We start from the raw sequence: 24,248 nt of genomic DNA on the forward strand, positions 1-24,248 counted from the left end.
CAGCCGAGGGCCTTCAGCAAGGGTCGCCGGACGCGATGAAGCGTTCCGTCCGCAGCCGCGCCTCATTGTCGGTGAACTGCACCGGCGGCGACTTCATGAAGTAGGAGGACGGCCCCTCCAGCGGCCCGCCGATGCCCCGGTCGAGCGCCAGCTTCGCGCAGCGCACCGCGTCGATCACCACGCCCGCCGAGTTGGGGCTGTCCCACACCTCCAGCTTCAGCTCCACGTTCAGCGGCACGCCGCCGAAGGCCTCGCCCTCCATGCGGATGTGGCAGAACTTGCGGTCGGCCAGCCACGGCACATGGTCGCTCGGCCCGATGTGGCAATCGCCGGCCGCCATTGTGTGGCCGAGCTGGCTGGTCACGGCCCGCGTCTTGGAGATCTTTTTGGACTCCAGACGCTCGCGCTCCAGCATGTTCAGGAAGTCGGTGTTGCCGCCGAAGTTCAGCTGGTAGGTGCGCTCCAGCTGCACGCCGCGCTCGCGGAACAGGTTGGCCAGAACGCGGTGGATGATGGTGGCGCCGACCTGGGACTTGATGTCATCGCCAATGATGGGAACGCCCTTCTCGGTGAAGCGGCGCGCCCAGTCCGGGTCCGACGCGATGAAGACGGGGATGCAGTTGACGAAGGCGCAGCCGGCTTCCAGAGCCCGTTCGGCGTACCAGCGCGTCGCCTCCTCCGACCCGACCGGCAGGTAGGAGACCAGAACGTCGGTGCGCGTGCGCTTGAGGATGGCGGTCACGTCCTCGGGCTCGGCGCCCGTTTCCTCAACCACGCCTTCCAAATAGCGCCCCAGCCCGTCCAGCGTCGGCCCGCGATGGACCGGCACGCCCAAATGCGGCACCTCGGCAAAGCGGATGGTGTTGTTGGGGGCGGCGGCGATGGCCTCCGACAGGTCCAGCCCGACCTTGGCCGCCGACACGTCGAAGGCGGCGGAGAAGGTCACGTCGCCCACATGATAATCGCCCAGCCGGACGTGCATCAGGCCGGGAACGTCGGCGTCCTCGGGCGCGTCGCGGTAATACTGCACGCCCTGCACCAGCGAGGACGCGCAGTTCCCCACCCCGACGATCGCCACCCGCACGGATTTGCCCGCCATCGCATCCTCGGCCATCGCATCCTCGATCCCGGAGCCGCTTGCGCGGCATTTGTCCGGAAAACGAGGTGTGTGCGGCAGGGTTCCAGATCGGAGGGCGGCGCGTACGGAGTGCCCACGGCGAATCCGGATGGGAACAGCATCTTGATCCGCCATCCCGTTTTCTGTTATCCACCCCGCTTCCCCTTGGAGAGAGTGTCATGGATCGCAACCCGGAACACAGCCCGACCACCGCCTGTGTCCTGTTCCGGGAATTCTGCGCATGTCCGTTCGTGACCTTCTCCTTGCCGCCGAGGGCCTGACCTACCGTCTCGCCGAAGGGCGCACCCTCTTCTCCGATCTGACTGTTTCGCTTGGCCGGGAACGGCTGGGGCTGGTCGGCCGCAACGGCACCGGCAAGTCCACGCTCGCCCGTCTGCTGACCGGCGCGCTGGAGCCCACGGCCGGAAGCGTGCGGCGCTTCGGACGCGTCGCCTACCTGCCGCAGTTGCGCGACGCCGAGACGGAGCGTCCGCTGGCCGACGCCCTGGGCATCGCCGACCGCCTCGACGCCCTGGAACGGCTGGAGCGCGGCGACGGTGACGCCGACGATCTGGAGAGGGTCGGGCCCGACTGGGACCTGCGCGAGCGAGCCACCGACGCGCTGGAACGCGCCGGGCTCGGCCATTTGCGCCTCGACCGGCCCGGCGGCATCAGCGGCGGCGAGGCGACGCGCGCCGCGCTGGCCGGGCTGCTGATCGACCGGCCGGACCTGCTGATCCTTGACGAGCCGACCAACCACCTCGACCGCGACGCCCGCGCCGCCCTGTGCGCCTGGATGGGAGACTGGACCGGCGGGCTGCTGGCCATCAGCCATGACCGCGCCCTGCTCGGCCAGGTGGATGGGATTCTGGAGTTGTCCAGCCTCGGCCTGCGGCGCTACGGCGGTGATTACGCCTTCTACCGCGCCGCCCGCGACGCGGAGGCCGATGCCGCCCAGCACGCCCTGAACGACGCCGAACGCGCCACCAAGTCCGCCGAGCGCGAGGCCCAGCGCCGCCGTGAAAAGCGGGAACAGGCGCAGGCGCGCGGCAGGCGCGACGGTGCAACCGCCAACCAGTCGAAGCTTCTGCTCGACGCCCGCAAGGACCGCAGCGACGGCACGACCTCACGCCAGAGCGGCCTGTCGGAAAAGCGCGTGGACGCCGCGAAGGACCGGCTGGCCGAGGCGCGCGCACGGGTGGAGGTGGTGCAGCGCCCAGCCTTCCCGCTTCCATCCACCGGGCTGCCGGCCGGGCGGCGGGTGCTCGACCTCATGGACGTGGCTTTCAACCACCCCGGCGCCACGCGCCCCCTGTTCGAAGGCGTCACCCTGTCGATGACCGGGCCGGAGCGGGTCGCCGTCGTCGGTCCGAACGGTGCTGGGAAAAGCACGCTGCTGCGCGTCGCCGCCGGCCTGATCGCCCCCGGCGCCGGCACGGTGCGGCGCGGTGTGGAGCGGGTGGCGTGGCTCGATCAGAACCTGGGCGGCCTCGACCCGGCCCTGTCGGTGCTGGACAACTTCAAGCGCCACAACCCGGAGCTTGGCGAGCAGGACTGCCGGGCGGCGCTGGCCCGCTTCCTGTTCCGCAACGATGCGGCCCTCGTCCCCGCCGGCCGTCTCAGCGGCGGCGAGCGGCTGCGCGCGGCGCTGGCCTGCACGCTGAACGCCGTCCGCCCGCCGGAACTGCTGGTGCTGGACGAGCCGACCAACCACCTCGACCTCGACGCCGTGGAGGCGGTGGAGCAGGCGCTCGCCGGCTACGACGGCGCCATGCTCCTGGCCTCGCACGACGAGGACTTCCTGGAGGCAGTCGGCGTGGAGCGGAGGCTTACCCTCCGCCCCACTCACCAGTAACGCCCATCACCAATAGCGCATGGCGTCCGCATACAGCCCGCGCAGGTCCTCCTCCGTCACCGGGCGGGGCGCGATGGTCAGCAGGCGCTGCTGCGCCATGGCGCCCTGCACGAGGCCCGAAATATCCGCCTCGCCGTAGCCCAGCGCGGACAGTCCGTTCGGCAGGTGCGTCGCCTTCATCATGGAGATCAGCCGCGCCGCCAGCACCGCGCCGCCGTCGCCCGGCGACACGCCGCGCACCTCGGCCCCCAGTGCCTCGGCCGCGCGCAGATGGCGTTCCGGCGCCGCCGGGCCGGTGAAGCGGAAGGCCGCCGGGGCGTTCAGCACGACGGAGATGCCGTGCGGCACCATCGGGTCGGCCTTCTCGTAGCCGATGGCCGTGAAGCGGTGGTTCATGCCGGCCACGGAATAGGACATGGCGTGCGGGATGTGCACACCGGCGTTCCCGAAGGCCAGCCCCGCCAGCGTCGCCGCGAACATCAGCGCGTCGCGCGCCTCCTCGTCATCCGGGTCGTTGACCGCGCGTTCCAGATAGGTGCCGCCGAGGCGAATGGCCTGGAGGCTGCCGATGTCCGACCAGGGGTTGGCGCCCTGGTACGGCGGGCGCGGGTTCGCCGAGTCCGGGCGAGGCCGCGACCGGTAGGGCCGCGCCGTATGGCTTTCGATGGCATGGGTCAGCACGTCGAAGCCGGTGGAGGCGATGACGCCCGGCGGCAGGCTGTCGATGGTGCGCGGGTCCACCACGGCGAGGTTGGGCCGCAGATAGCGGGACGAGATGCCCGTCTTAACCTGTTTCTCGACGTGATCGAAGATGGCGACACCCGTCGTCTCGCTGCCCGTGCCGCAGGTGGTCGGGCAGGCGATGTGCGGCTTCACCGGGCCGGGCACTGGGCGCCCCTCGCCCAGCGGCTTGTTGACGTAGGCCAGGAAGTCCGCCGGGTGCGTGGCGTAGAGGTTCGCCGCCTTGGCCGTGTCGATGACCGACCCGCCGCCGATGGAGATGTAGCCGTCGAACCCGCCCTCCCGTGCGAAGGCGGCGGCGTCCAGGAACGACGCGCTGGTTGGCTCCACCCGGCAGCGGTCGTAGACGACCACGTCCAGCCCGGCGGCCTTCAGCGAGTCCAGCGCCGCGCCGAACGGCGCGATGGTGGCGACGATGGGATCGGTGAACAGCGCCACCCGGCGCATGCCCAGGACCTTGGCGTCGTTGCCCAGCTCGGCCAGCATGCCGGGGCCGAACTTCATCGACGCGGCCTCGACCGTGAAGCCGGTGTCGCCGTCGGGCAGGATGGGATAGGCGTTCGTGGTCGCCATGGCGGCGCTCCTCCCTTCTCGTAATGGCCTTCTCGTGCTGGTTCTTTTGGCCTGGATTTCTTTTGGGCAATGGGACCGCGTGCGGGCCGCCCTGTCAATCAGCCAACCGGGAGAGGAGCGTCAGGGCGTCATCCACTGCGTGGAAATCCGCCGTGTTGTCGAACACGCACCAGACCGGGCGTTCGCTCGCCTCCCGCCGGATCCGCGCCGCCAGCCGGTCCAGCGCGTCTAGCGCATAGGGGCTGCGGTACATCACCGGCGAGCCGTGCAGGCGCCAGTAGCGCACCCCATCCCAACCGGCGGGTTTGGCCGCCGCCGGCACCGGCGCCGGGTCGGCGGCGACGCGGGCCACCGCGTGATCGACCAGCAGCCGCTCCGCCTCCTGCGTGAACCAGCCGGGATGGCGCGGCTCACACACCAGCAGCCCGCCGAACCGCGCCCGTAACGACGTGAAGAAGGGCTCCGCCACCGCAGGCTCGAACCGCAGGGTCGGCGGCAGTTGCACCAGCAGCGGCCCCAGCCGGTCGCCCAGATGCCCGACCTCGAACAGGAACCGCTCCAGAGGCTCGATGCAGTCCTTCAGCCGTCGGTCGTGGGTGATGCTGCGCGGCAGCTTGGCGGCGAAAAGAAAGCCGGGCGGAGTGCTCTCCGCCCAGCGTGCCCAGGTCTCCGGCTTGTGCGGCCGGTAGAAGCTGCTGTTGACCTCCACCGAGGGGAACACGCGGGCGTAGCGTTCCAGGTGGCTGCCCTCCACAGGGAAGGCCGGGGCCGACAGTTTCGGGATGCTCCACCCGGCGCAGCCGATCCGGATTTCGGGCAACGGGAACTCCTTTGTTAGGCGCTTATGCCATCACAACATCCCGTGCCCCGGCTTCGTTCACCTCAGCGATGTTATGGGCGGCGATCATCCGGGCCATCTCGCGCCGGGCCTTCTCCTGCTCGTAGAGCGGCCGGTACTTGCCGATGAAGCCCTTCCGGCAGGCACGGTGGAAGCGCTGAGCCGCCGTGTCCCAGTCGTCGCCCGGCCGCAGCCAGCTGACGTAGGTGGTTCCCGTGCGCGGGTCGGTGCGGAGATAACGGCCGCGCCCCTTCTCGCCCCGCACCCACTGGCCGGGATTCAGGTGCAGCGCGCCACGCGCCAGCAGCATGGACACCTGCGGGGTCAGTTCGATGGTGGGAAAGTACGGCATGACGCTCCTCCTGGCCGACCTCCAAGGGCCCGGCCGCAAACACTTTTCCGGTTGTTTCGATGTACGCCCCATATGGGGATTTTGCGGCCTCTGTTCAAGGTTTGTTCACGTTTTTCAAGACCTTGCCCCAAAGAATGTCGGTTGAGCGGAGAGCCCGTCCGTCCTACCTTCCGGCAAGGATTTTCCACCCCTCCCAGCACCGAGAACGCATGCGCCCGATCTTGTCCCGCCCGGCCCGCCTCCTGCTCGCCACCGCGATCCTGGCCGGCTGCCAGACCACCGGCGCGCCGCCCGTCTCCGCCACCACGAACGAGACCAGCACCGCGACGTCCGCGTCCGCCGCCACGGCCCTGCCCGCCGCGCAGCAGCAGCCCGTCAGCTTCGACGAATGGCTGAAGGGCCTGCGGGCCGAGGCGCTGGGCCAAGGCATCCGGCCGCAGACCTTCGACCGCGCCTTCGCCCGCGTGAAGCTGTCCGACCGCGTGAACGAGCTGGACTCCGCCCAGCCGGAATTCACCCGCCAGCCCTGGCAGTATCTGGACAGCATGGTGAACGAGAACCGCGTCCAGCAGGGCCGGCAGAAGCTACAGGAGAACGCGGCCCTTCTGCGGCGCGTGTCGCAGCGCACCGGCGTCCCGCCGGAAATCCTCGTCGCCCACTGGGGTGCGGAGTCCGACTACGGGCGCGGCACCGGCGGATTCTCGGTCATCGATGCGCTGACCACGCTGGCCTTCAACGGCCGCCGCGCCGCCTATTTCCGCACCGAACTGCTGGCCGCGCTGCGCATCCTCGACAGCGGCGACATCCCGCCGGAGCGGATGAGCGGTTCCTGGGCCGGGGCCATGGGCCAGACCCAGTTCATGCCGACCATCTTCCTGAAGCACGCCATCGACGAGGACGGCGACAACCGCCGCGACATCTGGGGCAGCCTGCCGGACGTCTTCGCCTCCACCGCCAAGTTCGTGCAGGCCAACGGCTGGCGCGCCGGCGAATCCTGGGGCGAGGAAGTGTCGCTGCCCAGCGGCTTCCCCTACGATCAGGCCGAATACAACATCACCAAACCGATGTCGGAATGGCGCCAGCTGGGCGTCCGCCCGCTGAACGGCGGGCAGCTGTCCGGCGACGGCCCGGCCGCGATCCTCGTGCTGGGCGGGCATCAGGGGCCGGCCTTCCTGGTGCGCGAGAACTTCCGCGCCATCATGAAATACAACCCGTCCACCAGCTACGCACTGGCCGTGGGGCTGCTGGCCGACCGCATAACCGGTCGCCCCGGCATCCAGGGCAACTGGCCGCGCCACGAGCAGGCGCTCAGCAAGGACGAGCGGATGGAACTGCAACAGCGCCTGGCATCGCTGGGCATGGAGCCGGGCACGGCGGACGGCATCGTCGGCGCCAACACGCGCAACGCGGTGCGCCGCTTCCAGAAGTCCATCGGCGCCGTCCCCGACGGCTTCGCCACCAAGTCCCTGCTGGAACGCCTGCGCCAAGCCTCCGGTGCCGTGCAGGCGGCGGGGTAAGGCCTCCTTACTCCCCCAACAGATGCAGCACGATTTGCCGGCTGTGCGGGCGGGTGCGGTGTTCGAACAGGTAGATCCCCTGCCATGTGCCGAGCGCCATCCGCCCCTCCAGCACCGGGATCGACAGCTGCACCGAGGTCAGGGCCGAACGGATGTGCGCCGGCATGTCGTCCGGCCCTTCCAGCGTGTGGTCATAGAGCGACGGCTCCTCGGCGACCAGCCGCTTGAAGAAGCGCTCCAGATCGGTCCGCACGTCCGGGTCCGCGTTTTCCTGGATCACCAGCGACGCCGAGGTGTGGCGGCAGAAGACGGTCAGCAGCCCGGTCTCGATCCCCTGCCCGGCCAGCCAGCGCGCGACCGGCTCCGTCACCTCGACCAGCCCTTGGCCCCGCGTCGAAACGCCCAATGTCGTGACGGCCTGTTTCATGGAACCTCCGCGCCTGTTGTCGGGTCCATATATCGGTCTTGGAACCGGGTTTGCGGTATACCAAATCGGGTGCCGGGCCCAGACGCCCAAACATCCCGACGCCCAAACATATTGGCAGAAGGTGCTTGATGGAATTGAGCGGCCAGTACCGGATTCCGGCGGAACGCGAGCGGGTCTTCACCGCGCTGTGCGATCCCGTCGTGCTGCAACGCTGCATCCCCGTGCTGGAGGACATCGACCGGCTGTCACCGACCGAATACGCCGCCCGCGTGCGGGCCACGGTCGGCCCGCTGAAGGCGCGCTTTTCCGGCAAGCTGCACCTGCTGCCGGAGGACGCGCCGCGCTTCTACATCCTGCACGCCCAGGGCAGCGGCGGCCTTGCCGGCGCCGTGAAGGGCGAGGCCCGCATCACGCTGGAGGAGGTGGAGGGCCACACGCACCTGTCCTACACGCTGGCGGCGGCGCTGGGCGGTGCGGTCGGCCGGCTGGCGGTGAAGCTGGTGCAAGCCAAGGCCGACCGGGTTATCAACGGCTTCTTCGAGCGCTTCACGGCGGAGATCGTCGGAGCGCCCGAGGCATAAGGCCCGCTGCCCGCGATTTGCGCAGCCCCCTGGCGCCCTGACCCTTTCCTGGGCACCCCCTTACATACCCCGCATCACCGGAACGCCGATTCCAAAGCCCCGACACGCAGTCCGGGCTTTGGCGCACGACGTGCATGCTTGAGAGGCGTAGAAGCCCCATCGGGAGCGCCGCCCATGACCGTCGTTCTGCCGGAACCCCCGCTCGATTCCCTGACCGGCGAGCAGCTTGACGGTCTGCTGTTCGGACGCATCCTGGCGCTGGCCGCCACCGACCCGTCGCGGCCACTGACCGCCGCGCTTGGCCTGACGCGCGACGCCCTGGCAGTGCTGATCCCCCGCCACGTTCCGACCTTCGCCCCGCTGCTCGACACCCTTCCCGAGGACACCGGCGAGGACGCCATCGAGGAGGAGGACCTGCGCGCCTTCCTGCTCGACCACCGGGCGCGCGGCATTGCGGAGGAGGAATGGCTGGCCGCCATCGTCGCCCGCCGCTCGCTGGCGCCGAACCACCTCTGGCAGGACATGGGCTTTGCCAACCGGCTGGAACTGAACGCCATGTTCCGCCGCCACTTCCCGGGGCTGGTCGAGCGCAACAGCACCGACATGAAGTGGAAGAAGTTCTTCTATCGCCAGCTCTGCGAACGCGAGGGCCTGCTGCTCTGCAAATCGCCGAACTGCGAGGTGTGCGACGACTTCACCGCCTGCTTCAGCGCCGAGGACGGCGATCCCCTCAGCACACTCGCCCGCGCGGCCCGGAACGAGGGCGCGGCTTCCGGCTAAAAACCTTGCCGTAAAACCAACCCACCACAAAGGCACAAAGAGATTTTCCGGCGCCAACGCCTCCCCAACATCGGGCGCTTCTTCGTGAAAACCTTGGTGCCTTCGTGTCTTCGTGGTTGAAGCCCTTTGCAGAACCGACACGCCTCGAACAGCGCAGAATCCGTGCATGACGACGCGCGTGCCACGACAGACGCGCACAACCCGGCGGCACTTTGCTACATTGCCGCCGGACCAGCGAAGGAACAGTCATGGCGACGATCGAAGAGGCTTTGAACATCGCGATCGATCACCATGCCTCCGGCCGCCTGGAAGAGGCCGGGATCATCTACGGCCGCATCCTGGAGGTCGATCCGCAAAACGCGCCGACCCTGCATCTGGCCGGAGTGCTGGCCTGCCAAACGAACCGCCTGGACGCCGCGCTCGACCTGCTGCCCCGCGCCGTTCGCGAGGCGCCCGGCGCCGCCGCCTACCGCATCGACCATGCCAAGGCGCTGGCCGCAGCCGGCAACTGGGGCGCCGCCGCCGCCGCCCTGCGTCCGGCTCTGACGCTGGCCCCCGACGCCACCGAAGGCTGGGACCTGCTGGCCTTGGCCGAGCATCACACCCGCAACGCCGATAACGCCATCGCCGCGCTGGAACACGCATGCGCCCTGGCGCCCGAACGGGCCGACATGGTCGGGCGCCTCGCCCTGCTCTTCCAGCAGCGCGGGCAGGAACATCTGCGGCGGAACCGCCAGTCTCCGGCGCTGGCGGACTTCCGCCGCGCCACCGCGATGACCCCGGCCGACGCCGAGTTGCGCTTCCTTCTGGCCACGGCGCTGCTGGATTCCAACCGGTTCGCCACGGCCGCCGACGGGTTCCAGCGAGCGCTGGCGCTCGATCCGGCGGGGACCTTCACCCTGTACAATCTGGGCATCGCCCTGACCAAGGGCGGCCGGCCGGACGAGGCGCTGGCCGTCTACCGCCGCGCCGCCCGCCTCGACCCCGGCTACATCGCCGTGCGCGACGCCCTCGTCCTGGCGCTGGAGCCGCGCGACACGGCCGAGGCCGCCCTGTGGTCCGCCGAAGTCCTGGCGCTGAAGCAGGCGAAAGCCCCCACCGACGTTCCCCCTCTTCCCGCCTCTCCCAGCGAGCCCGCCGCGCGGACCCGCAACATCGTCGCCTTCAGCCTGTGGGGCACGTGGGAAGTTTACACCCAGGGCGCCATCGCCAACGCCAAGGCGATGCCCGCCGTCTTCCCCGGCTGGACCTGCCGCTTCTACCACGACGATTCGGTCCCGGCACCGTTGCTGGAGGAACTGGCCCGGCTCGGCGCCGAGACGGTCGCCATGCCGGCCGGCAGTGCGGCGGCTCAGGGGCTGTTCTGGCGCTTCCTCGTCGCCGACGACCCGACCGTCGCCCGCTTCCTGTGCCGCGACTGCGACTCCCGCCCGACCGCGCGGGAAAAGGCCGCCGTGGATGCCTGGATCGCCTCCGGCCTGCCCTTCCACGTCATGCGCGACCACGTCCTGCACACCGACCTGATCCTGGCCGGCATGTGGGGCGGCATGGCCGGACTGCTGCCACCGCTGGCGCCGGTGATCGACAACGTCGCCAGCCGCGAGGCCGACCGCTGGCAGGACCAGCGCTTCCTTGCCGACTGGGTGTGGCCGCGCATCCAGGGGCGCGTGCTGGTCCACGACAGCGTCCACCCGGCGGCGGGCCAGCCCTTCCCGCCGGCCCCGGACGATCCCCTGTCGCCGCACATCGGGGCCAAGGTGCTGCAGCTGCGCATCTCCGGCGACGGCGTGGCCCTCGATCTGCCGGACTTCCCGCCGGAGGTCGTCTTCCTGGCCGCCGAACCCGGCCGCCCGGTGCTGGCCGAGCGGTCCGGCCGCCACGGCCTGATGCGCTTTTTCCCCAAGGACGCCTATGTCGGCCGCTCCCTGGCTCTCTACGGCGAGTTCTCGGAGGATGAGTTCCGCCTCGCCACCACCCTGGTGAAGCCCGGTGACGTGGTGGTGGAGGCCGGCTCCAACATCGGCGCCCACACCGTGCCGCTGGCCCACACGGTCGGCCCCGCCGGGCTGGTCCACGGTTTCGAGCCGCAGCGCGCGGTGCATGAGTTGCTGGCCCACAACATCGCCGCCAACGGAATCGGCAACGTCGTCCTGCACATGGCGGCGGTCGGCAACGCGCCCGGCCGGGTCACCGTGCCCGTGTCCGACTACGGGCAACCCGGCAACTTCGGCGCCATCAGCATGGGGGCCATCAGCGGCGAGTCCGTGCCGGTGGAGACGATCGACGGCCTCGGCCTCGACCGGCTGGCCCTGCTGAAGGCCGACGTGGAGGGCATGGAGATCCTGGTCCTGGAGGGAGCCGCCCGCACCATCGCCCGCTGCCGCCCGGCGCTCTACGTGGAGAACGACCGGGAGGAGCATTCCGCCGATCTGATCGCCATGATCCAGGGCTTCGGCTACCGGCTGTGGTGGCACATCGTGCCGCTCTACGACCCGACCAACATCGCCGGCAACGCCTTCAATGCTTTTCCCGGCGTGGTGTCGGTGAACCTGCTGGCCCTGCCGGCGGATTGTTCCTGCCCCCGGCCCGGCCTTCCGGAGGTCACCGGCCCCGAACAGTCCTGGCGAGACGCCGCTTGGAGCGCATAACTCCCAGGTCGGGATAAGCCCTTATCACCACCGTTTCCGCCCTTCGCTTCGTTGCTCACCCCCTCCCCCATCCGCAAGATCGGGGTAGGCCGGCGCCGAAGGGGGCTGCCCCGTTCTGACGGCGCCACATCCAGGCAACGGCTCGTGGTGATGACCATGCGGAAAAGTGCGGCAGCATTGCTTCTCGGCGGAGTGAGCGCGCTTCTGGTGTTCGGCGGGGCGGCCGGCAACGCGACGTCCCTGCTCGGCCGGACCGGCGGGTCCGATTTCGAGGACCGCTTCCAGAGCTTCGACACCATGCGGTGGCAGAAGGCCGACGGTTGGACCAACGGCAACTACATGGGTTGCGGCTTCAGGGCACAGAACCTGTCGGTGAGTGACGGACGGCTCGCCCTGTCGATCACCGAACACCCGACCACCGGCACGCCCTACGCCTGCGCCGAATACCGGACGCGCAAGCATTACGGCTACGGCACCTATGCCGTGAACCTGAAGGCCGTAAAGGCCGATGGGGTGATGACGGCCTTCTCCACCTACACCGGGCAGCCCTTCGGCCATCCGTGGGACGAGATCACCTTCGGCATCAACGGCAAGGACACGACGAAGGCGGAGCTGAACTACGTCGCCAACGGCGTCACCAACCACGACGTGGTCGTGGATCTGGGCTTCGACGCCGCCAAGGGCTTCCACACCTACAGCTTCGAATGGAAGCCCGACCGCATCACCTGGTTTGCGGACGGCCGCCCGATCCACACGGTGCAGAGCGCGCGGGACGACCTGCCCCAGACGCCGGGCCGCATCTACGTCCAGCTGTGGAACGGTAAGGGCGAGACCAGCTGGCTGAAGCGCTTCCAGTACCCCGGAAAGCCCGTGACCGCCGAGGTCGCCTGGGTCCGCTACAAGGAAGCGCCGGGCGATCTGGTGAACTGACGCTTACCGGGCTCGAACTAAAGCGGATTTTGATCCGCTTTGGACCGCGACGGCGGTCCCGGCCGCACGTGCGGCCGAAGCCCGGCCGGCATGTGAGGCCATATGATCTAAAGCGAATGCAAATTCGCTTTAGCGGGGCTGGGCGCCGAGATCCTCGAAGGCCAGCCCCTTGTCGGTGCGGGTGAAGCGCCCCTTGCCGTTGACGGTGAGGGGTTGCCGCCCCGCCTGCGCCGCGAAGGTGGCCGCGTAGTAGCAGTCGTACTGCCCGGGCTGCCTGGCTCCCGGCTTCTTCGATTGGTTGTCCACGCAGCCCTGCTTGCGGAAGGCCTCGAACTGCTTGAAGCCGCCGCGCCCCTGACTTTCCAGCGTCCTGCGGGTGTGCGTCTCCACCAGCGACCGCATGTCGGATTCCGACGGCTCGCCCGAGCAGGCGGCCAGCAGCAGGCCGGCAAGGACGGCCGAGCGCTTCACAATCCCAGCTCTCACAGCGGCCGCCCTCACGATCGCCACCGCGCCCGCAGGCCCATGCAACGCCTCCGGTCCCTCGCCTCGGGTCGTGGTGAATGCCTCAACGGGCGGCCAGCAGGCGGTCCACCCGCTCCTTCAGCGCGCCGAAGGATGGCGGCTTCACGACGAAGCCGTTGACGCCCAGCGCCATGGCTTTCTTCACGATCTCGGACTCGGTGTGGTTGGTCAGGAAGACGACCGGGGTACGGTTGTTCTTCACCTCGGTGCTGGCCCGCAGCTGGGCCAGGAACTGCAAACCGGATACCGGCTTCATGTCGATGTCGCAGACGATGATGTCGGGGTTGGAGCGGACGCATTCCTGCATGCCGGTCTCGCCGTTGTCGGCCTCGGCGATCTTGGTGAACCCGATCTGCATCAGGATCTGCATGATGGTCCGGCGGACGAAGGGCTGATCCTCGATGACGAGGATGTTGTGCTGATCGTAATCGACCGACTTTTTGTCCATCGTCATACCCCTTCTGCGGCGGCGACCGGCCTCCTCGGCGGGGGCTCCCCCCGATCATGCATCCGTGCGTTCACTGATAAAGTGAGTCGCGTCCGCGAGCAACCATCACTCGGTTACAACTCTCTCAGAATGACCGTCTCGACACGGCCGAACGCCGCGCGCATCGGCGCGACCCGCTCGCGCGCCGCGTTCAAGTCCCCCTTGGCGGCGAGGATCTCGATCTCCGAACAGAGCTTCGCCAGTTCCTGGGCGCCGGCCGTGCGCGCCGCCCCGGCTGCGGCGTGGGCGGCCCGCCGCCCCTCCTCGGCGTCACCGGTGCCGAGCCCCTGCTCCACCTCGTCCAGGATCGGGGCGGTCGTCTCCAGGAAGAAGCCCAGCAGGTCGCGCGCACCGTCCAGGCTGCCGAAGGTGGCGACCACATGATTGAGGTCGAGGATGGCCGATCCGTTCATGCCTTTTCCATCATCCTTTCCGTTCCCGGCGTTCCGGGCCTCATGGAGGCGGGCCGGCGCGCACAGCATTGTCGAAGTCGCCGAGGGCCGCCGCAACGGCAAGGCTTGAGGCAGCCAGCGCGCCAGAGTCCGCGACAGTGTGTGCATGTTCACCGGCTTCGACAGATAGTCGTCCATGCCGGCGGCGAAGCAGCGCTCCGCCTCGCCGATCAGGGCGTTGGCGGTCAGCGCCACGACGGGCAGGCGGCGGCCGGTGTCGCGTTCCGACGCGCGCAGCCGCTGCGCCAGTTCGTAGCCGTCCACCTGCGGCATGTGGCAATCGGTCAGCAGCAGGCCGAAATGGCGCTCCCGCAGCATCCGCCACGCCTCCGCCCCGTCGCAAGCCAGTTCGGCGGCGAAACCCAGCTGCTCCAGTTGCTTGCGGATGACCACTTGGTTGGTCGGGTTGTCCTCGGCCACCAGAATCAGCGCGCCGGCCGCTTCCGCCTCCTCCACGGTCGGGGGCTGGACGGTGCCGATTTCCTCCGGCAGGGCGTCGGCGGACTCCAGCGTGCGGCGCCCGGCGACACGGGCCACCGTGGCGCGCAGAACCGCCCGGCGCACCGGCTTCAGCAGGACCGGGGCACCCCCGCGCCCATCACCGTTGCCTTCGTCCTCGTTGGTGACGATCACGATCCGCGTGTCGCCGAGGCCCGGCATGAGCGCCAAGCCATCCGCCAGCCCCAGCCCGTCCACGCCCGCCGTGTCGTGCTCCACCACCGCCACATCGAAGGGAGAACCGGCGTGCAAAGCCGTGCTCAGCGCCTCGAACCCCGCGGCCGCGTCCTCCGCCGTGGCAACCTGGGCGCCCGCCCCGGCCAGCGCCTCGGCGAAGGCCTCGCGCACCGGGGCGCAATTGTCCACGACGAGCACGCGCAGGCCGGCGAGGTCGGCCCCGGCCATGGCGGGGGAATCGCCGGCCATCGGAAGCGGCACCTCGAACCAGAAGGTCGCGCCCTCGCCCGGCGTCGATTCGACGCCGATGACGCCGCCCATCATCTCCACCAGACGCCGGCAGATCGACAGCCCGAGGCCCGAGCCGCCGAAGCGCCGCGTGGTGGAGGCGTCGGCCTGGGTGAAAGGCTGGAACAGGCGGGCCTTCTGCTCCTCGTCCAGGCCGATGCCGCTGTCCTGCACCTCGAACCGGACAAGGCCGTCCGCCCCACCCTTCACGACCAGGGCGATGTGCCCACGCTCGGTGAACTTGATGGCGTTGCCGACGAGATTCAGCAGGATTTGCCGCAGCCGCACCGGATCGCCGCAGCGAAGGTCGGTTCCGTCCAACGCCACCCGCGTGACGAGGTCCAGGCGCTTTTCCCGCGCGCGGGTCGCCAACAGGTCGGCCACCCCCTCCGCGATGTCGCGCAAGCTGGTCGGCAGGGATTCCAGCTGCAACCGCCCGGCCTCGATCTTCGAGAAGTCCAGGATGTCGTCGATGATGGTCAGCAGCGACGAGGCGCTGTCGCGGATGACGTTCAGCACCGTGCGCTGCTCCGCGTCCAGCGCGGTGCGGTCCAGCACCTCCAGCATGCCGAGCACGCCGTTCATGGGCGTGCGGATTTCGTGGCTCATGGTGGCGAGGAATGTGGACTTGGCGCGCGCCGCCTCCTCCGCGTGCTCCTTGGCCTGACGCAGGGCATCCTGGGCGCGGTGGCGTTCGGTCGCGTCGGTGTAGGTGTAGACGTAGCCGCCATCGGGCATGGCGCTGCCACGGATCGCCAGCACGATGCCGTCGCGGATCACCACCTCCAGGTCCACCGACTCGCCCTGGCGGATGTAGCGGGCGACGTTGGCGGCCTCCGTCGCGATGTCGGCGTTCAGATCGGCGTCGGCGTAGTCGCCGCGCTCCGCGTTGAAGCGCATCAGGTCGATCAGCTTGGGCCGCCCGGCCAGCAGTTCCTCCGGATAGTCCCACAGTTCGCGGTACAGGCGGTTGTGCAGGACGGCGCGCAGGCTGGAATCGAACATGCAGACGCCGGTCGGCATCGTCTCGAACAGCGCCTGGAGCTGCGCCGACTTGGCCGCCAGCGCCGCTTCCGCCTCGACCTGGGGGGTGATGTCCACGCAGATCAGCTGGATCGCCGGCTCGCCCATCCAGTCGATGGCGCGCGTGCACAGATCGACCCAGATGCGCGTGCCGTCGCGGCGCAGCATGCGGGTGCGCCGCCGCATCTCCTCGGTCAGCGCGCCGGTGCTGAACAGGCGGTTCCATTCCAGCAGGTTGCCGTATTCCTCCGCCGGGACGAGCCGTTGCAGGAGCGAGCCGCTCATCAGCTCCGACGGGTCGTCGTAGCCGGCCATGGCGGCGTAGGCGCGGTTGATGAACAGCGGCTTGAAGTCGCGCATCACCACGATGCCCTGGACCGAGCCTTCGACCAGATCGCGGAACCGCGCCTCACTGTCGCGCAGCGCCTCCAGCGCGCGGGTGCGGTCGGTGATGTCGGTGAGGGTGATGACCCAGCCGCCCTCGCGCCGGTGCTGCCCGCGAATCTCCAGGTCGCGGCCGAAGACGGTGCGCCGCTCGTAGGTGTAGGGAAGGCCATTGCGCAGCTTGTCCAGCCGGTCGGCGACGAAGCGGTCCGGATCGGCGTTGGGGAAGTCGCCGCGCTGTAGGCCGTAGCGCAGGAAGCTTTCCATGGTCGCGTGGGATTCGATTTCCTGCGGCGTCAGGTTCCACAGCTCGCAATAGCGGCGGTTGAACAGGACGATGCGCTCGTCGGCGTCGATCATCAGAATGCCGCTGGGCATTGCCTCGATGGCCGCGCGCAGCAGGGCCGCCGTCTCCAGAACCTGCCCCTCGGCCTTCACGCGGTCGGTCACGTCGATGACCGTGGTCTGGACGGCCGGCTCGCCCATCCAATCGACCACGCGGTCGATCATCTCCACCCAAACCGCCTCGCCATCACGCCGCAGGTTGCGCAGCCGCTGCACGCCGGGCGCCTCCTTGCTTTCCAGCAGCATCTGGTATGAGCGCAAGGCGCGCGTTCGTTCCTCCGGCGCGATCAGGACGGTGAGGTCGGGCAGTTCCAGCACCTCCTCCGCGGTCGTGAATCCGAAGATGCGGGCGTAGGCGTCGTTTACGAACAGCGGCTTGAAGCGCCGGTGGATCAGGATGCCCTGGATGGAGCCCTCGATCAGCCCGCGAAAGCGCGCCTCGCTGGTGCTCAGCGCCCGTTCGCGGTACCGGACCTCGTGCGCGACGGCGTCCATCATCCGCGTCATGGCGGTGACCGGATCACGAGCCGTCCGATGGTCCTGAACCATGACCGAGGCATCATCGATCAGGCTTCCGAGGCTTTCGCGCAGCCGGCGGACACGAACCGCCATGCCAGCCGTCACGGCAACGGCGATGACAGCGGCTCCCGCCCCGGACAACATCGCCAGCAGCCACAGCGTGCCGGCCGACAGGCCCCCGGCGCTCTCCCCGCTGGCAGCCGACAACGCCAGGATCCCCGCAGCGAGCGCCAGCCCGGCCACGCCGACGAATCCGGTCGCCAGCCGGAACGCCACGCCGAACCTGTCGCCGCCCATCCCCGGTTCCCTCACGCACGAGCCGAACACACTTTAGCAACCAACGCTCGCGGAAGCGACCGTCGCATGCTGTCCGGCGCGTGCCCTCACGCCGCACCCCACGGGAAAATCACAGGGTGGCGGCGGGAAGCGCGTTCGGCGATTAGCGGCTGGAGCGGGGAATCCCCAGGAGCGAGGTGATGATGTTCACGACGAAGCGCCGCTCAGGGTGCAACTCGTGCGCGGCGACTGCGCGTCCGGCGTGGGACAGGGCGGCGCGCGCCACCGCCGCTGGATCGGGGCAGGGTTCGCCGTCGATCTGAAAGCAGGAAACGGTCTTGGTCAACTCGCGCACCGCCATCAGCGGCGGGATGCACATCAGGAACCGAGCGCTGGCCACCGGGTCATAGTCGCAACGCGCCAGCATGGTTTGCATCGTGACGACGGCCCCCGCCCCCTCGGTGCCGATCTGGTAGCGGAGCAGCCGCTTGGCCCGCTCCTCCACCGCTTCGGACCAGCCGGCGGTGGCCGTAATCAAGGGATTGATCAAACCTGCCTCCAATGCACCGGGTGAATGGGCACGCCGTGACCATCGGGTCGGACCAAAGAAGTCACATTGTTTGTGTGTCAAACCACTTCAAGAGCGTTGCGCGAAAGAGGTAGAAGCGCCCGAGCGGTCTCTTGCCGCCCTCACAATGTCGCGTCCGTACCCAGGGAGCGGTTCCACCTTGCTTCGAAAGCGAAGCAACGGTCATGCCAATGGGGACGCTCCGCTCGGTCGCGCGCCGACCCTCCGCAATCGCGAAACGGCCACGCCCTCAGCATCAACACACATGGCGGAGTCTTGTGCCATCCCCGACGTGGGCCGTCGGCTATGCGACAAACGCAGATGACAACGAAAAACCCCGCCGAGTTGCTTCGGCGGGGTTTCCGGATTGGTAGCAGCGGAGGGATTTGAACCCCCGACCAAGGGATTATGATTCCCCTGCTCTACCACTGAGCTACGCTGCCATCGGGTCCGTCCGGTTCGTTCGTTTCCGTTCGTTCCGGCCGGGGCCGCTTAATTAGGCCAAGGCGGCTTGGGTGTCAACGCCGAAATTGCACTTTTTTATCCGGCCGTTCCGGCGATCCATCCGCCCCCCAAAACACGGTCGCCCTGGTAGACGACGCAGGCCTGTCCGGGCGCCACGCCGTGCTGCGGTTCGTGCAATTCCACGCGCGCCGTGCCGTCGCCGCCAAGGCGCCAAGTCGCCGGGGCGGGCGGCTGGGCGGAGCGCAGCTTCACTTCGACCTCCAGCCCCTCGTCGGGCCCCAGGGCGGGGCCGAGCCAGTTCACCTCGCGCACGCTCACCACGGCGCGGGCGAGGTCTCGGCGTGGGCCGACGACGACGCGGCGCTGCGCCGGCTCCAGCCGGACGACGAACAGCGGCTCCTCCTCGCCCTTGATGCCGCCGATGCCCAGGCCCTTGCGCTGGCCGACCGTGTAGTGGACCACGCCCCGGTGTCGGCCCAGCACGCGACCGTCCACATGCACGATCTCGCCGGGCTCCACAGCACCAGGGCGCAGCTTCGCCACCACCTCGGCGTAGGAACCGTTGGGGACGAAGCAGATGTCCTGGCTGTCCGGCTTAGCCGCCACCTCCAGCCCGTGCCGTTCGGCGAGCGCGCGCGTCTCCGGCTTGGTCAGGCCGCCGAGCGGGAAGCGCAGGAAGTCCAGTTGCTCCTGCGTCGTGGCGAACAGGAAATAGCTCTGGTCGCGGCCCGGATCGATGGCGCGGTGCAGTTCCCCCCCGCCGTCACTCCGCTGCACGCGGCGCACGTAGTGGCCGGTCGCCAGCGCGTCGGCGCCGAGGTCGCGGGCGGTGTTCAGCAGGTCGCGGAACTTGACGCGCTGGTTGCAGCGCACGCAGGGGATCGGCGTCTCGCCGCGCAGGTAGCTGTCGGCGAAGTCGTCGATCACGTCCTGGGAAAAGCGCCCCTCGTAATCCAGCACATAGTGCGGGATGCCGATGCGGTCGGCGACCTGCCGGGCGTCGTAGATGTCCTGGCCGGCGCAGCAGGCGCCGGGCTTCTGCACGGCCATGCCGTGATCGTAGAGCTGGAGCGTGATGCCGACGACGTCATACCCCTCCTCCCGCAGCACGGCCGCAGTGACGGAGGAATCGACGCCGCCCGACATGGCCACGACCACGCGGGTGTCCTGGGGACGCTTGGAAATACCGAGGGAATTCATGGCGCCCTATATGGGCTGCGGAGCATCGGGAAAAACCCCTTCCCCACACCAAAGGCGGGGAAGGGTTCGCATCCTCACTTCATGGCGTTGTTGGTGCCGCCCGGCAGGCGGACGGTCAGGCCGTCCAGCTCTTCGCTCATGATGATCTGGCAGCCCAGGCGCGAGGTCTTGGTCAGGCCGAAGGCGAGGTCGAGCATGTCCTCCTCGTCCTCCGAGGCGTCGGCCAGCACGTCGAACCACTCCGGCTCCACGACAATGTGGCAGGTCGAGCAGGCGAGCGAGCCCTCGCAGGCACCTTCCAGATCCAGGCCGTGCTTGTGCGCGACCTCCAGCACGGACAGGCCGAGCGGGGCGTCCACCTCGTGGCGGGTGCCGTTGGGCTCGATGAAGGTCATCTTGGGCATCGGGTACTCTCCTGGTGGTCGTCCCTGGCGGGATCGTCGCCCTTGCGGGCTCTTGGTTGTGATCGCGGTGATGTAAATAAAGCGTCTTGTCTTAAGGAGTCTTTGGGGCCAGCTCGACGCGGCGCGCACGGGACGCGGCGCACAGGGCCTCCAGCTGCTCCAGCCGCGCGAGGATGCGCGCGGCGTTGTCGGTCTGCCCGTTGCGGAAGGCGATGGCAAGATACTTGATGCAGGACTCGATGCGCTGCCCGACGTCGGCGGCCAGCCGGTCGATGGCCGCGACATCCTGCGCGGCGGCCAGCTGGCCGGACAGGGCTGTCACCTCCTCGTCCTCCTCCGCCTCCTGCGCCGGCACGCCGAGCAGCCCCAGCAGGTAGCGCGCCCGGCTCACCGGATCGCGCAGCGCCTCGTGGGCCTCGGCCAGCGCGTCCAGCTGGGCGCGGGCGTTGCTCTGCTGGCGGGCGCCTCGGGCGGCGAAGCGTTCCGGGTCGAGCGCGCGGGAGAAGCCGGCGTGTTGGCGGTTCAGCACCTCCAGCTCGATGTCGAAGCGGCGCTCCAGCCCCAGCCGGGTGAAATGGTCCAGCGGGCGCGGCGCCTGGACCGCGCCGCAGGAATGGCAGAACAGCGCGCGCGCCGTCACCGACCGGCCGCACAGCCAGCACGGCTCCATATCGCCGTCGATGGAACCGGCGATCCCCTTGGGGGCAACCGGCGGGCCGGAATCGGAAGTGGTCATGGTCACCGTCCGTCGAAGCACCGAATCGAAAAACCGGGCGCAAGGCCGTTTGCCGGGCATCCGGGCGCGTCATACCCAGAAGCGCCCCGCGACGCAACGTTCGAATCGAAGATTCCCGATCCGCGCACTCGGGTCACGCCGCCGGTTGCCGCACCAGCCGCCGGGCCATCGCCGTCCAGGCGGCGACGAAGCGTTCCACCGCGTCGGCGTCACTGTCCCAACCCAGGCTGACGCGGATCGCCGAGGAGGCCGTGTCGGTGTCCTCGGCCATGGCGGCCAGCACATGCGAGGGCTTCACCTTGCCGCTGGAGCAGGCCGACCCGGCGCTGACCGCCACCCCGGCGAGGTCCAGCGCCATCACCTGCGTTTCCCCCGGCACGCTGGGCAGCACGAGGCAGCTTGTGTTGCCGACACGCGGGCTTGCCGCCCCCATGGCGCGGGCGCCCGGAACGGCGGCCAGCGCGCGCGTTTCCAAATCGTCCCGCAATTCCGCAAGACGCGCGGCGCCGGGCAGTTCCTCCAGCGCCAGACGAGCGGCGGCGCCGAAGCCGACCAGCCCGACAACATTTTCCGTGCCGGCGCGGCGGCGCTTCTCCTGCCCACCGCCCCGGATCAGCGCCTCCGGCTCCAGCCCCTCGGCGATCACCAGCGCGCCGACGCCCGCCGGCCCACCGATCTTGTGCGCGGACAGGGTTATCAGGTCGGCCCCCAACTCAGCGAGGCTCAGCGGCAGCCGCCCGGCCGCCTGCACGGCGTCGCAATGGAACAGCGCGCCGTGCGCGTGCGCCAGCGCCGCCGCTTCGGCCACCGGCTGAATCACCCCGGTCTCGTTGTTCGCCAGCATCAGGGAGACGAGCGCCGGCCCCTCCCCCTCGGCCAGCAACCGGCCGAGCGCGTCCAGATCGGTGACACCGTTGCGGTCCGCGGGAACGCGGAGTGCGTCCGGCGCCGCCGCCAGCACCGAGTCATGCTCAATGGCGGAGGTGATGATGCGCCGCCCCGGAAAGCCGCGCAGCGCCAGATTGTTGGCTTCCGTGCCGCTGCCGGTGAACAGCACCTGGGCCGGCTTCACCCCGGCCAGCGCGGCGACGTGGGCGCGCGCCTCCTCGACCGCGCGGCGCACCGTGCGGCCAAAACCGTGCACCGACGACGGGTTGCCGACGAGGTCCATAGCCTGGACCATCGCCGCTTTGACCTCCGGCTTCAGAGGCGCCGACGCGTTGTGGTCGAGATAGACGCGGCTCACACCCAAACGATCACTCTTCTAAGCCCACTCCACCCGCTCACTCGGCGGCGACGGCGGCGCCCTCGCCGGCCGGCTGCGGAAGACGGATGGTCAGGCCGCTGGTGCCGATGATGCGGCGCTCGACCACGTCGGCCACCGTCACGGAGCTGAGATACATGTGGATCTGGTTGCCCAGCTCCTCCCACAGGTCGTGGGTCAGGCAGCGCGAGCGGTTGGTGCGGCAGCCCTGCGGCGTGCCGTTGGCGCAGCGGGTCGTGCGGATCGGCTCGTCCACCGCCAGGATGATGTCGGACACGCGCGTGGCGTCGGCCGGGTGGGCCAGCAGATAGCCGCCGCCGGGGCCGCGCACGCTCTTCACCAGACCGCCCTTGCGCAGCTTGGCGAACAGCTGTTCCAGGTAGGACAGCGAGATTTCCTGGCGTTCCGCGATGTCGGCAAGAGCGACGGGGCTTCCCTGGCTGGTGGCGGCAAGATCGACCATGGCCATGACGGCATAGCGTCCCTTGGTGCTGAGTCTCATCTTGATCCCTCCTTACCCTTCTCTCTCCCCGGCCCGACCCGATGGGTGCGGAACCCGGCCTCGCAATGGTGTTTCGAATGGTATGCCGTCAACATGGCTTGATCGAGCCGCCATCGGCCGACACCGGCTCCGGCGTGCTCAAAGGCATTGTGTTGTGAGGCTTCGTGTTCAAGGTTTGCGGTGCGTCGGCGCGCTCCGATTCCAATTCCTCAACCCGCTGGCGCAGGGCGGACACCTGATCCAGCAGCCCGTTCAGCGCGCGGGCCACGGGGTCGGGAATGTCGCCGCAGGGCGTGCCATAGGGCATGAATTTCTGAGTCTCGGCCCGGTCGCGCGGCGTGACGGCCTTGGCCGGGATGCCGACCACGGCGACGCCCGGCGCCACGTCGGCGACGACGACCGCGTTGGCACCGACGCGCGCGCCGGCCCCAATCGTAATGGCACCCAGCACCTTCGCCCCGGCGCCGACGATCACGCCGTCCCCCAGCGTCGGGTGGCGCTTGCCCTGATGCAGCGAGGTGCCGCCCAGCGTAACCCCATGATACAGCATGACATCGTCACCGATCTCGGCGGTCTCGCCGATGACGACGCCCATGCCGTGATCGATGAAGAAGCGGCGGCCGATGGTGGCGCCGGGGTGAACTTCGATGCCGGTCAGCGCGCGGGAGATCTGCGACACGACGCGCGCGGCGAGCTTCCAGCCGCGATCCCAGCAATAATGGGCGATCCGGTGCAGGACGATGGCGTGCAGGCCGGGATAGCACAGTGCCACCTCCACCCGCGAGCGCGCGGCCGGGTCGCGCGCCATAATCCCGTCGATCTCTTCGCGAAGATGCTTGAACACAAGAACACCCGCCGTGGTATAGTCCGCCCTCCTGCCGAGGGAGAATATCTTTCGCAAGGAACTCCGACCCGTGCCTCGCCGGTCGCGCGGGTTGCCCTTAAGGACTGTCGACGCATATAAGATGACCAAGCAAAACGGTCAAGAATTGTGTTCGAAAAATCCATGCTTTGCAATGGGCAACCACGCGCGCTTGCCGGGCCGGCCGCCCCCCGGCGTTCCGGTGGTTCGGATCAACCTTTGTTCGCGTCAGGATCGTCGCCCCCATGCCTGAAGTGACCATCAACGGTCCGGCCGGCCGGCTCGAAGGCCGCTACACCCACGGCACCTCGCCCAACGCGCCCGTTGCCCTGCTGCTGCATCCGCACCCTCACCACAACGGGACGATGAACAACAAGGTGGTCTTCACCCTGTTCCAGTCCTTTACGAAGCGCGGCTATTCGGCCCTGCGCTTCAATTTCCGGGGTGTCGGCCGCAGCCAGGGCACCTACGACAAGGGCGAGGGCGAACTGGCCGACGCGGCAGCGGCGCTGGACTGGCTTCAGACCTACAACCCCAACGCCCCGGTGTGCTGGATTGCCGGCGTGTCGTTCGGGGCCTGGATCGGCATGCAGCTTCTGATGCGCCGGCCGGAGATCGACGGCTTCGTGTCCGTCTCCCCGCCCGCGAACCTCTTCGACTTCTCCTTCCTGGCGCCCTGCCCCTCCTCGGGCCTGATCATCCATGGCGACAAGGACGAGCTGGTGCCCCAGGCGGCGGTGACCAAGCTGGTGACCAAGCTCTCGCACCAGAAGGACATCCGCATCGACCACCGCGTGGTCCCCGGCGCCAACCACTTCTTCGCCAACCGCTCCGACGATCTGGCGGTGCAGGTGGACGACTATCTGGATCGCGCGCTCGGCAACCCGGTCGCGGCGGCGGTGGTGGAGTGAGGG

The 24,248-nt window shown here is 69.0% G+C and carries 22 protein-coding genes and 1 tRNA gene; 7 read left to right on the top strand and 16 right to left on the bottom strand.

The features are described from left to right. Positions 1–13: 13 nt before the first annotated feature. Positions 14–1,114, bottom strand: coding sequence for an inositol-3-phosphate synthase (locus J2852_RS06615; protein ID WP_246499337.1), 1,101 nt, complete (start codon positions 1,112–1,114; stop codon positions 14–16). 244 nt (positions 1,115–1,358) lie between these two features. On the opposite strand from J2852_RS06615, the gene J2852_RS06620 reads away from it, so the two are divergent. After that, positions 1,359–2,972, top strand: a complete 1,614-nt coding sequence (locus J2852_RS06620) for an ABC-F family ATP-binding cassette domain-containing protein (RefSeq protein WP_209872768.1) — start codon at positions 1,359–1,361, stop codon at positions 2,970–2,972. 6 nt (positions 2,973–2,978) lie between these two features. On the opposite strand, the gene J2852_RS06625 is transcribed toward J2852_RS06620, so the two are convergent. The 3 genes from J2852_RS06625 to J2852_RS06635 all read right to left on the bottom strand — a co-directional run bounded on the left by J2852_RS06625 (position 2,979) and on the right by J2852_RS06635 (position 5,476). Beyond that, entirely contained in the window at positions 2,979–4,286 is a 1,308-nt protein-coding gene (locus J2852_RS06625; RefSeq protein WP_209872771.1) for a hydroxyacid-oxoacid transhydrogenase, read from the bottom strand. A 94-nt stretch (positions 4,287–4,380) separates the two neighbouring features. Then, the gene (locus J2852_RS06630; protein WP_209872773.1) at positions 4,381–5,106 is read right to left on the bottom strand and encodes a DUF72 domain-containing protein; all 726 of its coding nucleotides are present in this window, start codon (positions 5,104–5,106) and stop codon (positions 4,381–4,383) included. Positions 5,107–5,128: 22 nt separating this feature from the next. Further along, positions 5,129–5,476: a hypothetical protein gene (locus J2852_RS06635; RefSeq protein ID WP_209872776.1), complete on the bottom strand. Its 348-nt coding sequence runs from the start codon at positions 5,474–5,476 to the stop codon at positions 5,129–5,131. A gap of 209 nt (positions 5,477–5,685) precedes the next feature. On the opposite strand from J2852_RS06635, the gene J2852_RS06640 reads away from it, so the two are divergent. After that, positions 5,686–6,993, top strand: a complete 1,308-nt coding sequence (locus J2852_RS06640; RefSeq protein ID WP_209872779.1) for a lytic murein transglycosylase — start codon at positions 5,686–5,688, stop codon at positions 6,991–6,993. A gap of 7 nt (positions 6,994–7,000) precedes the next feature. Here J2852_RS06640 and J2852_RS06645 read toward each other — a convergent pair whose 3' ends face one another. Then, complete coding sequence (locus tag J2852_RS06645; RefSeq protein WP_209872781.1) at positions 7,001–7,420, bottom strand: secondary thiamine-phosphate synthase enzyme YjbQ; 420 nt, start codon at positions 7,418–7,420, stop codon at positions 7,001–7,003. A gap of 128 nt (positions 7,421–7,548) precedes the next feature. Between J2852_RS06645 and J2852_RS06650 the strand changes: the two genes are divergently transcribed. From J2852_RS06650 to J2852_RS06665, 4 genes are all read left to right on the top strand, one after another. After that, complete coding sequence (locus tag J2852_RS06650; protein WP_209872784.1) at positions 7,549–8,001, top strand: SRPBCC family protein; 453 nt, start codon at positions 7,549–7,551, stop codon at positions 7,999–8,001. A gap of 174 nt (positions 8,002–8,175) precedes the next feature. Beyond that, on the top strand, positions 8,176–8,781 hold the full coding sequence (locus tag J2852_RS06655; RefSeq protein WP_209872787.1) for a nitrogen fixation protein NifQ: 606 nt from the start codon (positions 8,176–8,178) through the stop codon (positions 8,779–8,781). A gap of 248 nt (positions 8,782–9,029) precedes the next feature. Continuing rightward, complete coding sequence (locus J2852_RS06660; protein ID WP_209872790.1) at positions 9,030–11,429, top strand: protein arginine N-methyltransferase; 2,400 nt, start codon at positions 9,030–9,032, stop codon at positions 11,427–11,429. Between the two features lie 156 nt (positions 11,430–11,585). After that, positions 11,586–12,359: a family 16 glycosylhydrolase gene (locus J2852_RS06665; protein ID WP_209872794.1), complete on the top strand. Its 774-nt coding sequence runs from the start codon at positions 11,586–11,588 to the stop codon at positions 12,357–12,359. Positions 12,360–12,488: 129 nt separating this feature from the next. Here the strand turns inward: J2852_RS06665 and J2852_RS06670 are convergent, their stop codons facing one another. The 11 genes from J2852_RS06670 to cysE form a co-directional block, all read right to left on the bottom strand. Further along, on the bottom strand, positions 12,489–12,830 hold the full coding sequence (locus tag J2852_RS06670) for a hypothetical protein (protein WP_343206688.1): 342 nt from the start codon (positions 12,828–12,830) through the stop codon (positions 12,489–12,491). A gap of 97 nt (positions 12,831–12,927) precedes the next feature. Continuing rightward, a complete protein-coding gene (locus J2852_RS06675) occupies positions 12,928–13,338 on the bottom strand; it encodes a response regulator (RefSeq protein WP_246499338.1) in 411 nt (136 codons plus the stop codon). 107 nt (positions 13,339–13,445) lie between these two features. Continuing rightward, positions 13,446–17,354 (bottom strand): PAS-domain containing protein, encoded by a 3,909-nt coding sequence (locus tag J2852_RS06680; RefSeq protein ID WP_209872797.1) that lies wholly within the window; start codon positions 17,352–17,354, stop codon positions 13,446–13,448. 142 nt (positions 17,355–17,496) lie between these two features. Beyond that, positions 17,497–17,883: a hypothetical protein gene (locus tag J2852_RS06685; protein WP_209872799.1), complete on the bottom strand. Its 387-nt coding sequence runs from the start codon at positions 17,881–17,883 to the stop codon at positions 17,497–17,499. A gap of 386 nt (positions 17,884–18,269) precedes the next feature. Beyond that, positions 18,270–18,344 (bottom strand) — tRNA-Met (locus J2852_RS06690). A gap of 97 nt (positions 18,345–18,441) precedes the next feature. Further along, a complete protein-coding gene (gene mnmA, locus J2852_RS06695; RefSeq protein ID WP_209872802.1) occupies positions 18,442–19,566 on the bottom strand; it encodes a tRNA 2-thiouridine(34) synthase MnmA in 1,125 nt (374 codons plus the stop codon). Positions 19,567–19,640: 74 nt separating this feature from the next. Then, positions 19,641–19,970: a ferredoxin family 2Fe-2S iron-sulfur cluster binding protein gene (locus J2852_RS06700; RefSeq protein ID WP_209872805.1), complete on the bottom strand. Its 330-nt coding sequence runs from the start codon at positions 19,968–19,970 to the stop codon at positions 19,641–19,643. 91 nt (positions 19,971–20,061) lie between these two features. Continuing rightward, a complete protein-coding gene (locus J2852_RS06705; RefSeq protein WP_209872808.1) occupies positions 20,062–20,706 on the bottom strand; it encodes an iron-sulfur cluster co-chaperone HscB C-terminal domain-containing protein in 645 nt (214 codons plus the stop codon). Between the two features lie 133 nt (positions 20,707–20,839). Further along, complete coding sequence (locus tag J2852_RS06710; protein ID WP_209872810.1) at positions 20,840–21,952, bottom strand: cysteine desulfurase family protein; 1,113 nt, start codon at positions 21,950–21,952, stop codon at positions 20,840–20,842. A 37-nt stretch (positions 21,953–21,989) separates the two neighbouring features. Continuing rightward, positions 21,990–22,472: an Rrf2 family transcriptional regulator gene (locus tag J2852_RS06715; RefSeq protein ID WP_209872813.1), complete on the bottom strand. Its 483-nt coding sequence runs from the start codon at positions 22,470–22,472 to the stop codon at positions 21,990–21,992. Between the two features lie 88 nt (positions 22,473–22,560). Next, positions 22,561–23,316 carry a serine O-acetyltransferase gene (gene cysE / locus J2852_RS06720; protein WP_209872816.1) on the bottom strand — a complete coding sequence of 252 codons (756 nt, stop codon included), beginning with the start codon at positions 23,314–23,316 and terminating at the stop codon, positions 22,561–22,563. 263 nt (positions 23,317–23,579) lie between these two features. Between cysE and J2852_RS06725 the strand changes: the two genes are divergently transcribed. Further along, positions 23,580–24,245 (top strand): alpha/beta hydrolase, encoded by a 666-nt coding sequence (locus J2852_RS06725; protein WP_209872819.1) that lies wholly within the window; start codon positions 23,580–23,582, stop codon positions 24,243–24,245. The last annotated feature ends 3 nt before the right edge of the window (positions 24,246–24,248 follow it).

The sequence above is a fragment of the Azospirillum soli genome, from assembly GCF_017876165.1.
In the GTDB taxonomy this organism is placed as follows: domain Bacteria; phylum Pseudomonadota; class Alphaproteobacteria; order Azospirillales; family Azospirillaceae; genus Azospirillum; species Azospirillum soli.

Bases quoted from the DNA above. Each gene is read 5' to 3' on its own strand.
- J2852_RS06615 (WP_246499337.1), bottom strand. From the start codon at position 1,114: ATGGCCGAGGATGCGATGGCGGGCAAATCCGTGCGGGTGGCGATCGTC.
- J2852_RS06620 (WP_209872768.1), top strand. From the start codon at position 1,359: ATGTCCGTTCGTGACCTTCTCCTTGCCGCCGAGGGCCTGACCTACCGT.
- J2852_RS06625 (WP_209872771.1), bottom strand. From the start codon at position 4,286: ATGGCGACCACGAACGCCTATCCCATCCTGCCCGACGGCGACACCGGC.
- J2852_RS06635 (WP_209872776.1), bottom strand. From the start codon at position 5,476: ATGCCGTACTTTCCCACCATCGAACTGACCCCGCAGGTGTCCATGCTG.
- J2852_RS06640 (WP_209872779.1), top strand. From the start codon at position 5,686: ATGCGCCCGATCTTGTCCCGCCCGGCCCGCCTCCTGCTCGCCACCGCG.
- J2852_RS06645 (WP_209872781.1), bottom strand. From the start codon at position 7,420: ATGAAACAGGCCGTCACGACATTGGGCGTTTCGACGCGGGGCCAAGGG.
- J2852_RS06650 (WP_209872784.1), top strand. From the start codon at position 7,549: ATGGAATTGAGCGGCCAGTACCGGATTCCGGCGGAACGCGAGCGGGTC.
- J2852_RS06655 (WP_209872787.1), top strand. From the start codon at position 8,176: ATGACCGTCGTTCTGCCGGAACCCCCGCTCGATTCCCTGACCGGCGAG.
- J2852_RS06660 (WP_209872790.1), top strand. From the start codon at position 9,030: ATGGCGACGATCGAAGAGGCTTTGAACATCGCGATCGATCACCATGCC.
- J2852_RS06665 (WP_209872794.1), top strand. From the start codon at position 11,586: ATGCGGAAAAGTGCGGCAGCATTGCTTCTCGGCGGAGTGAGCGCGCTT.
- J2852_RS06675 (WP_246499338.1), bottom strand. From the start codon at position 13,338: ATGACGATGGACAAAAAGTCGGTCGATTACGATCAGCACAACATCCTC.
- J2852_RS06680 (WP_209872797.1), bottom strand. From the start codon at position 17,354: ATGGGCGGCGACAGGTTCGGCGTGGCGTTCCGGCTGGCGACCGGATTC.
- mnmA (WP_209872802.1), bottom strand. From the start codon at position 19,566: ATGAATTCCCTCGGTATTTCCAAGCGTCCCCAGGACACCCGCGTGGTC.
- J2852_RS06700 (WP_209872805.1), bottom strand. From the start codon at position 19,970: ATGCCCAAGATGACCTTCATCGAGCCCAACGGCACCCGCCACGAGGTG.
- J2852_RS06705 (WP_209872808.1), bottom strand. From the start codon at position 20,706: ATGACCACTTCCGATTCCGGCCCGCCGGTTGCCCCCAAGGGGATCGCC.
- J2852_RS06715 (WP_209872813.1), bottom strand. From the start codon at position 22,472: ATGAGACTCAGCACCAAGGGACGCTATGCCGTCATGGCCATGGTCGAT.
- J2852_RS06725 (WP_209872819.1), top strand. From the start codon at position 23,580: ATGCCTGAAGTGACCATCAACGGTCCGGCCGGCCGGCTCGAAGGCCGC.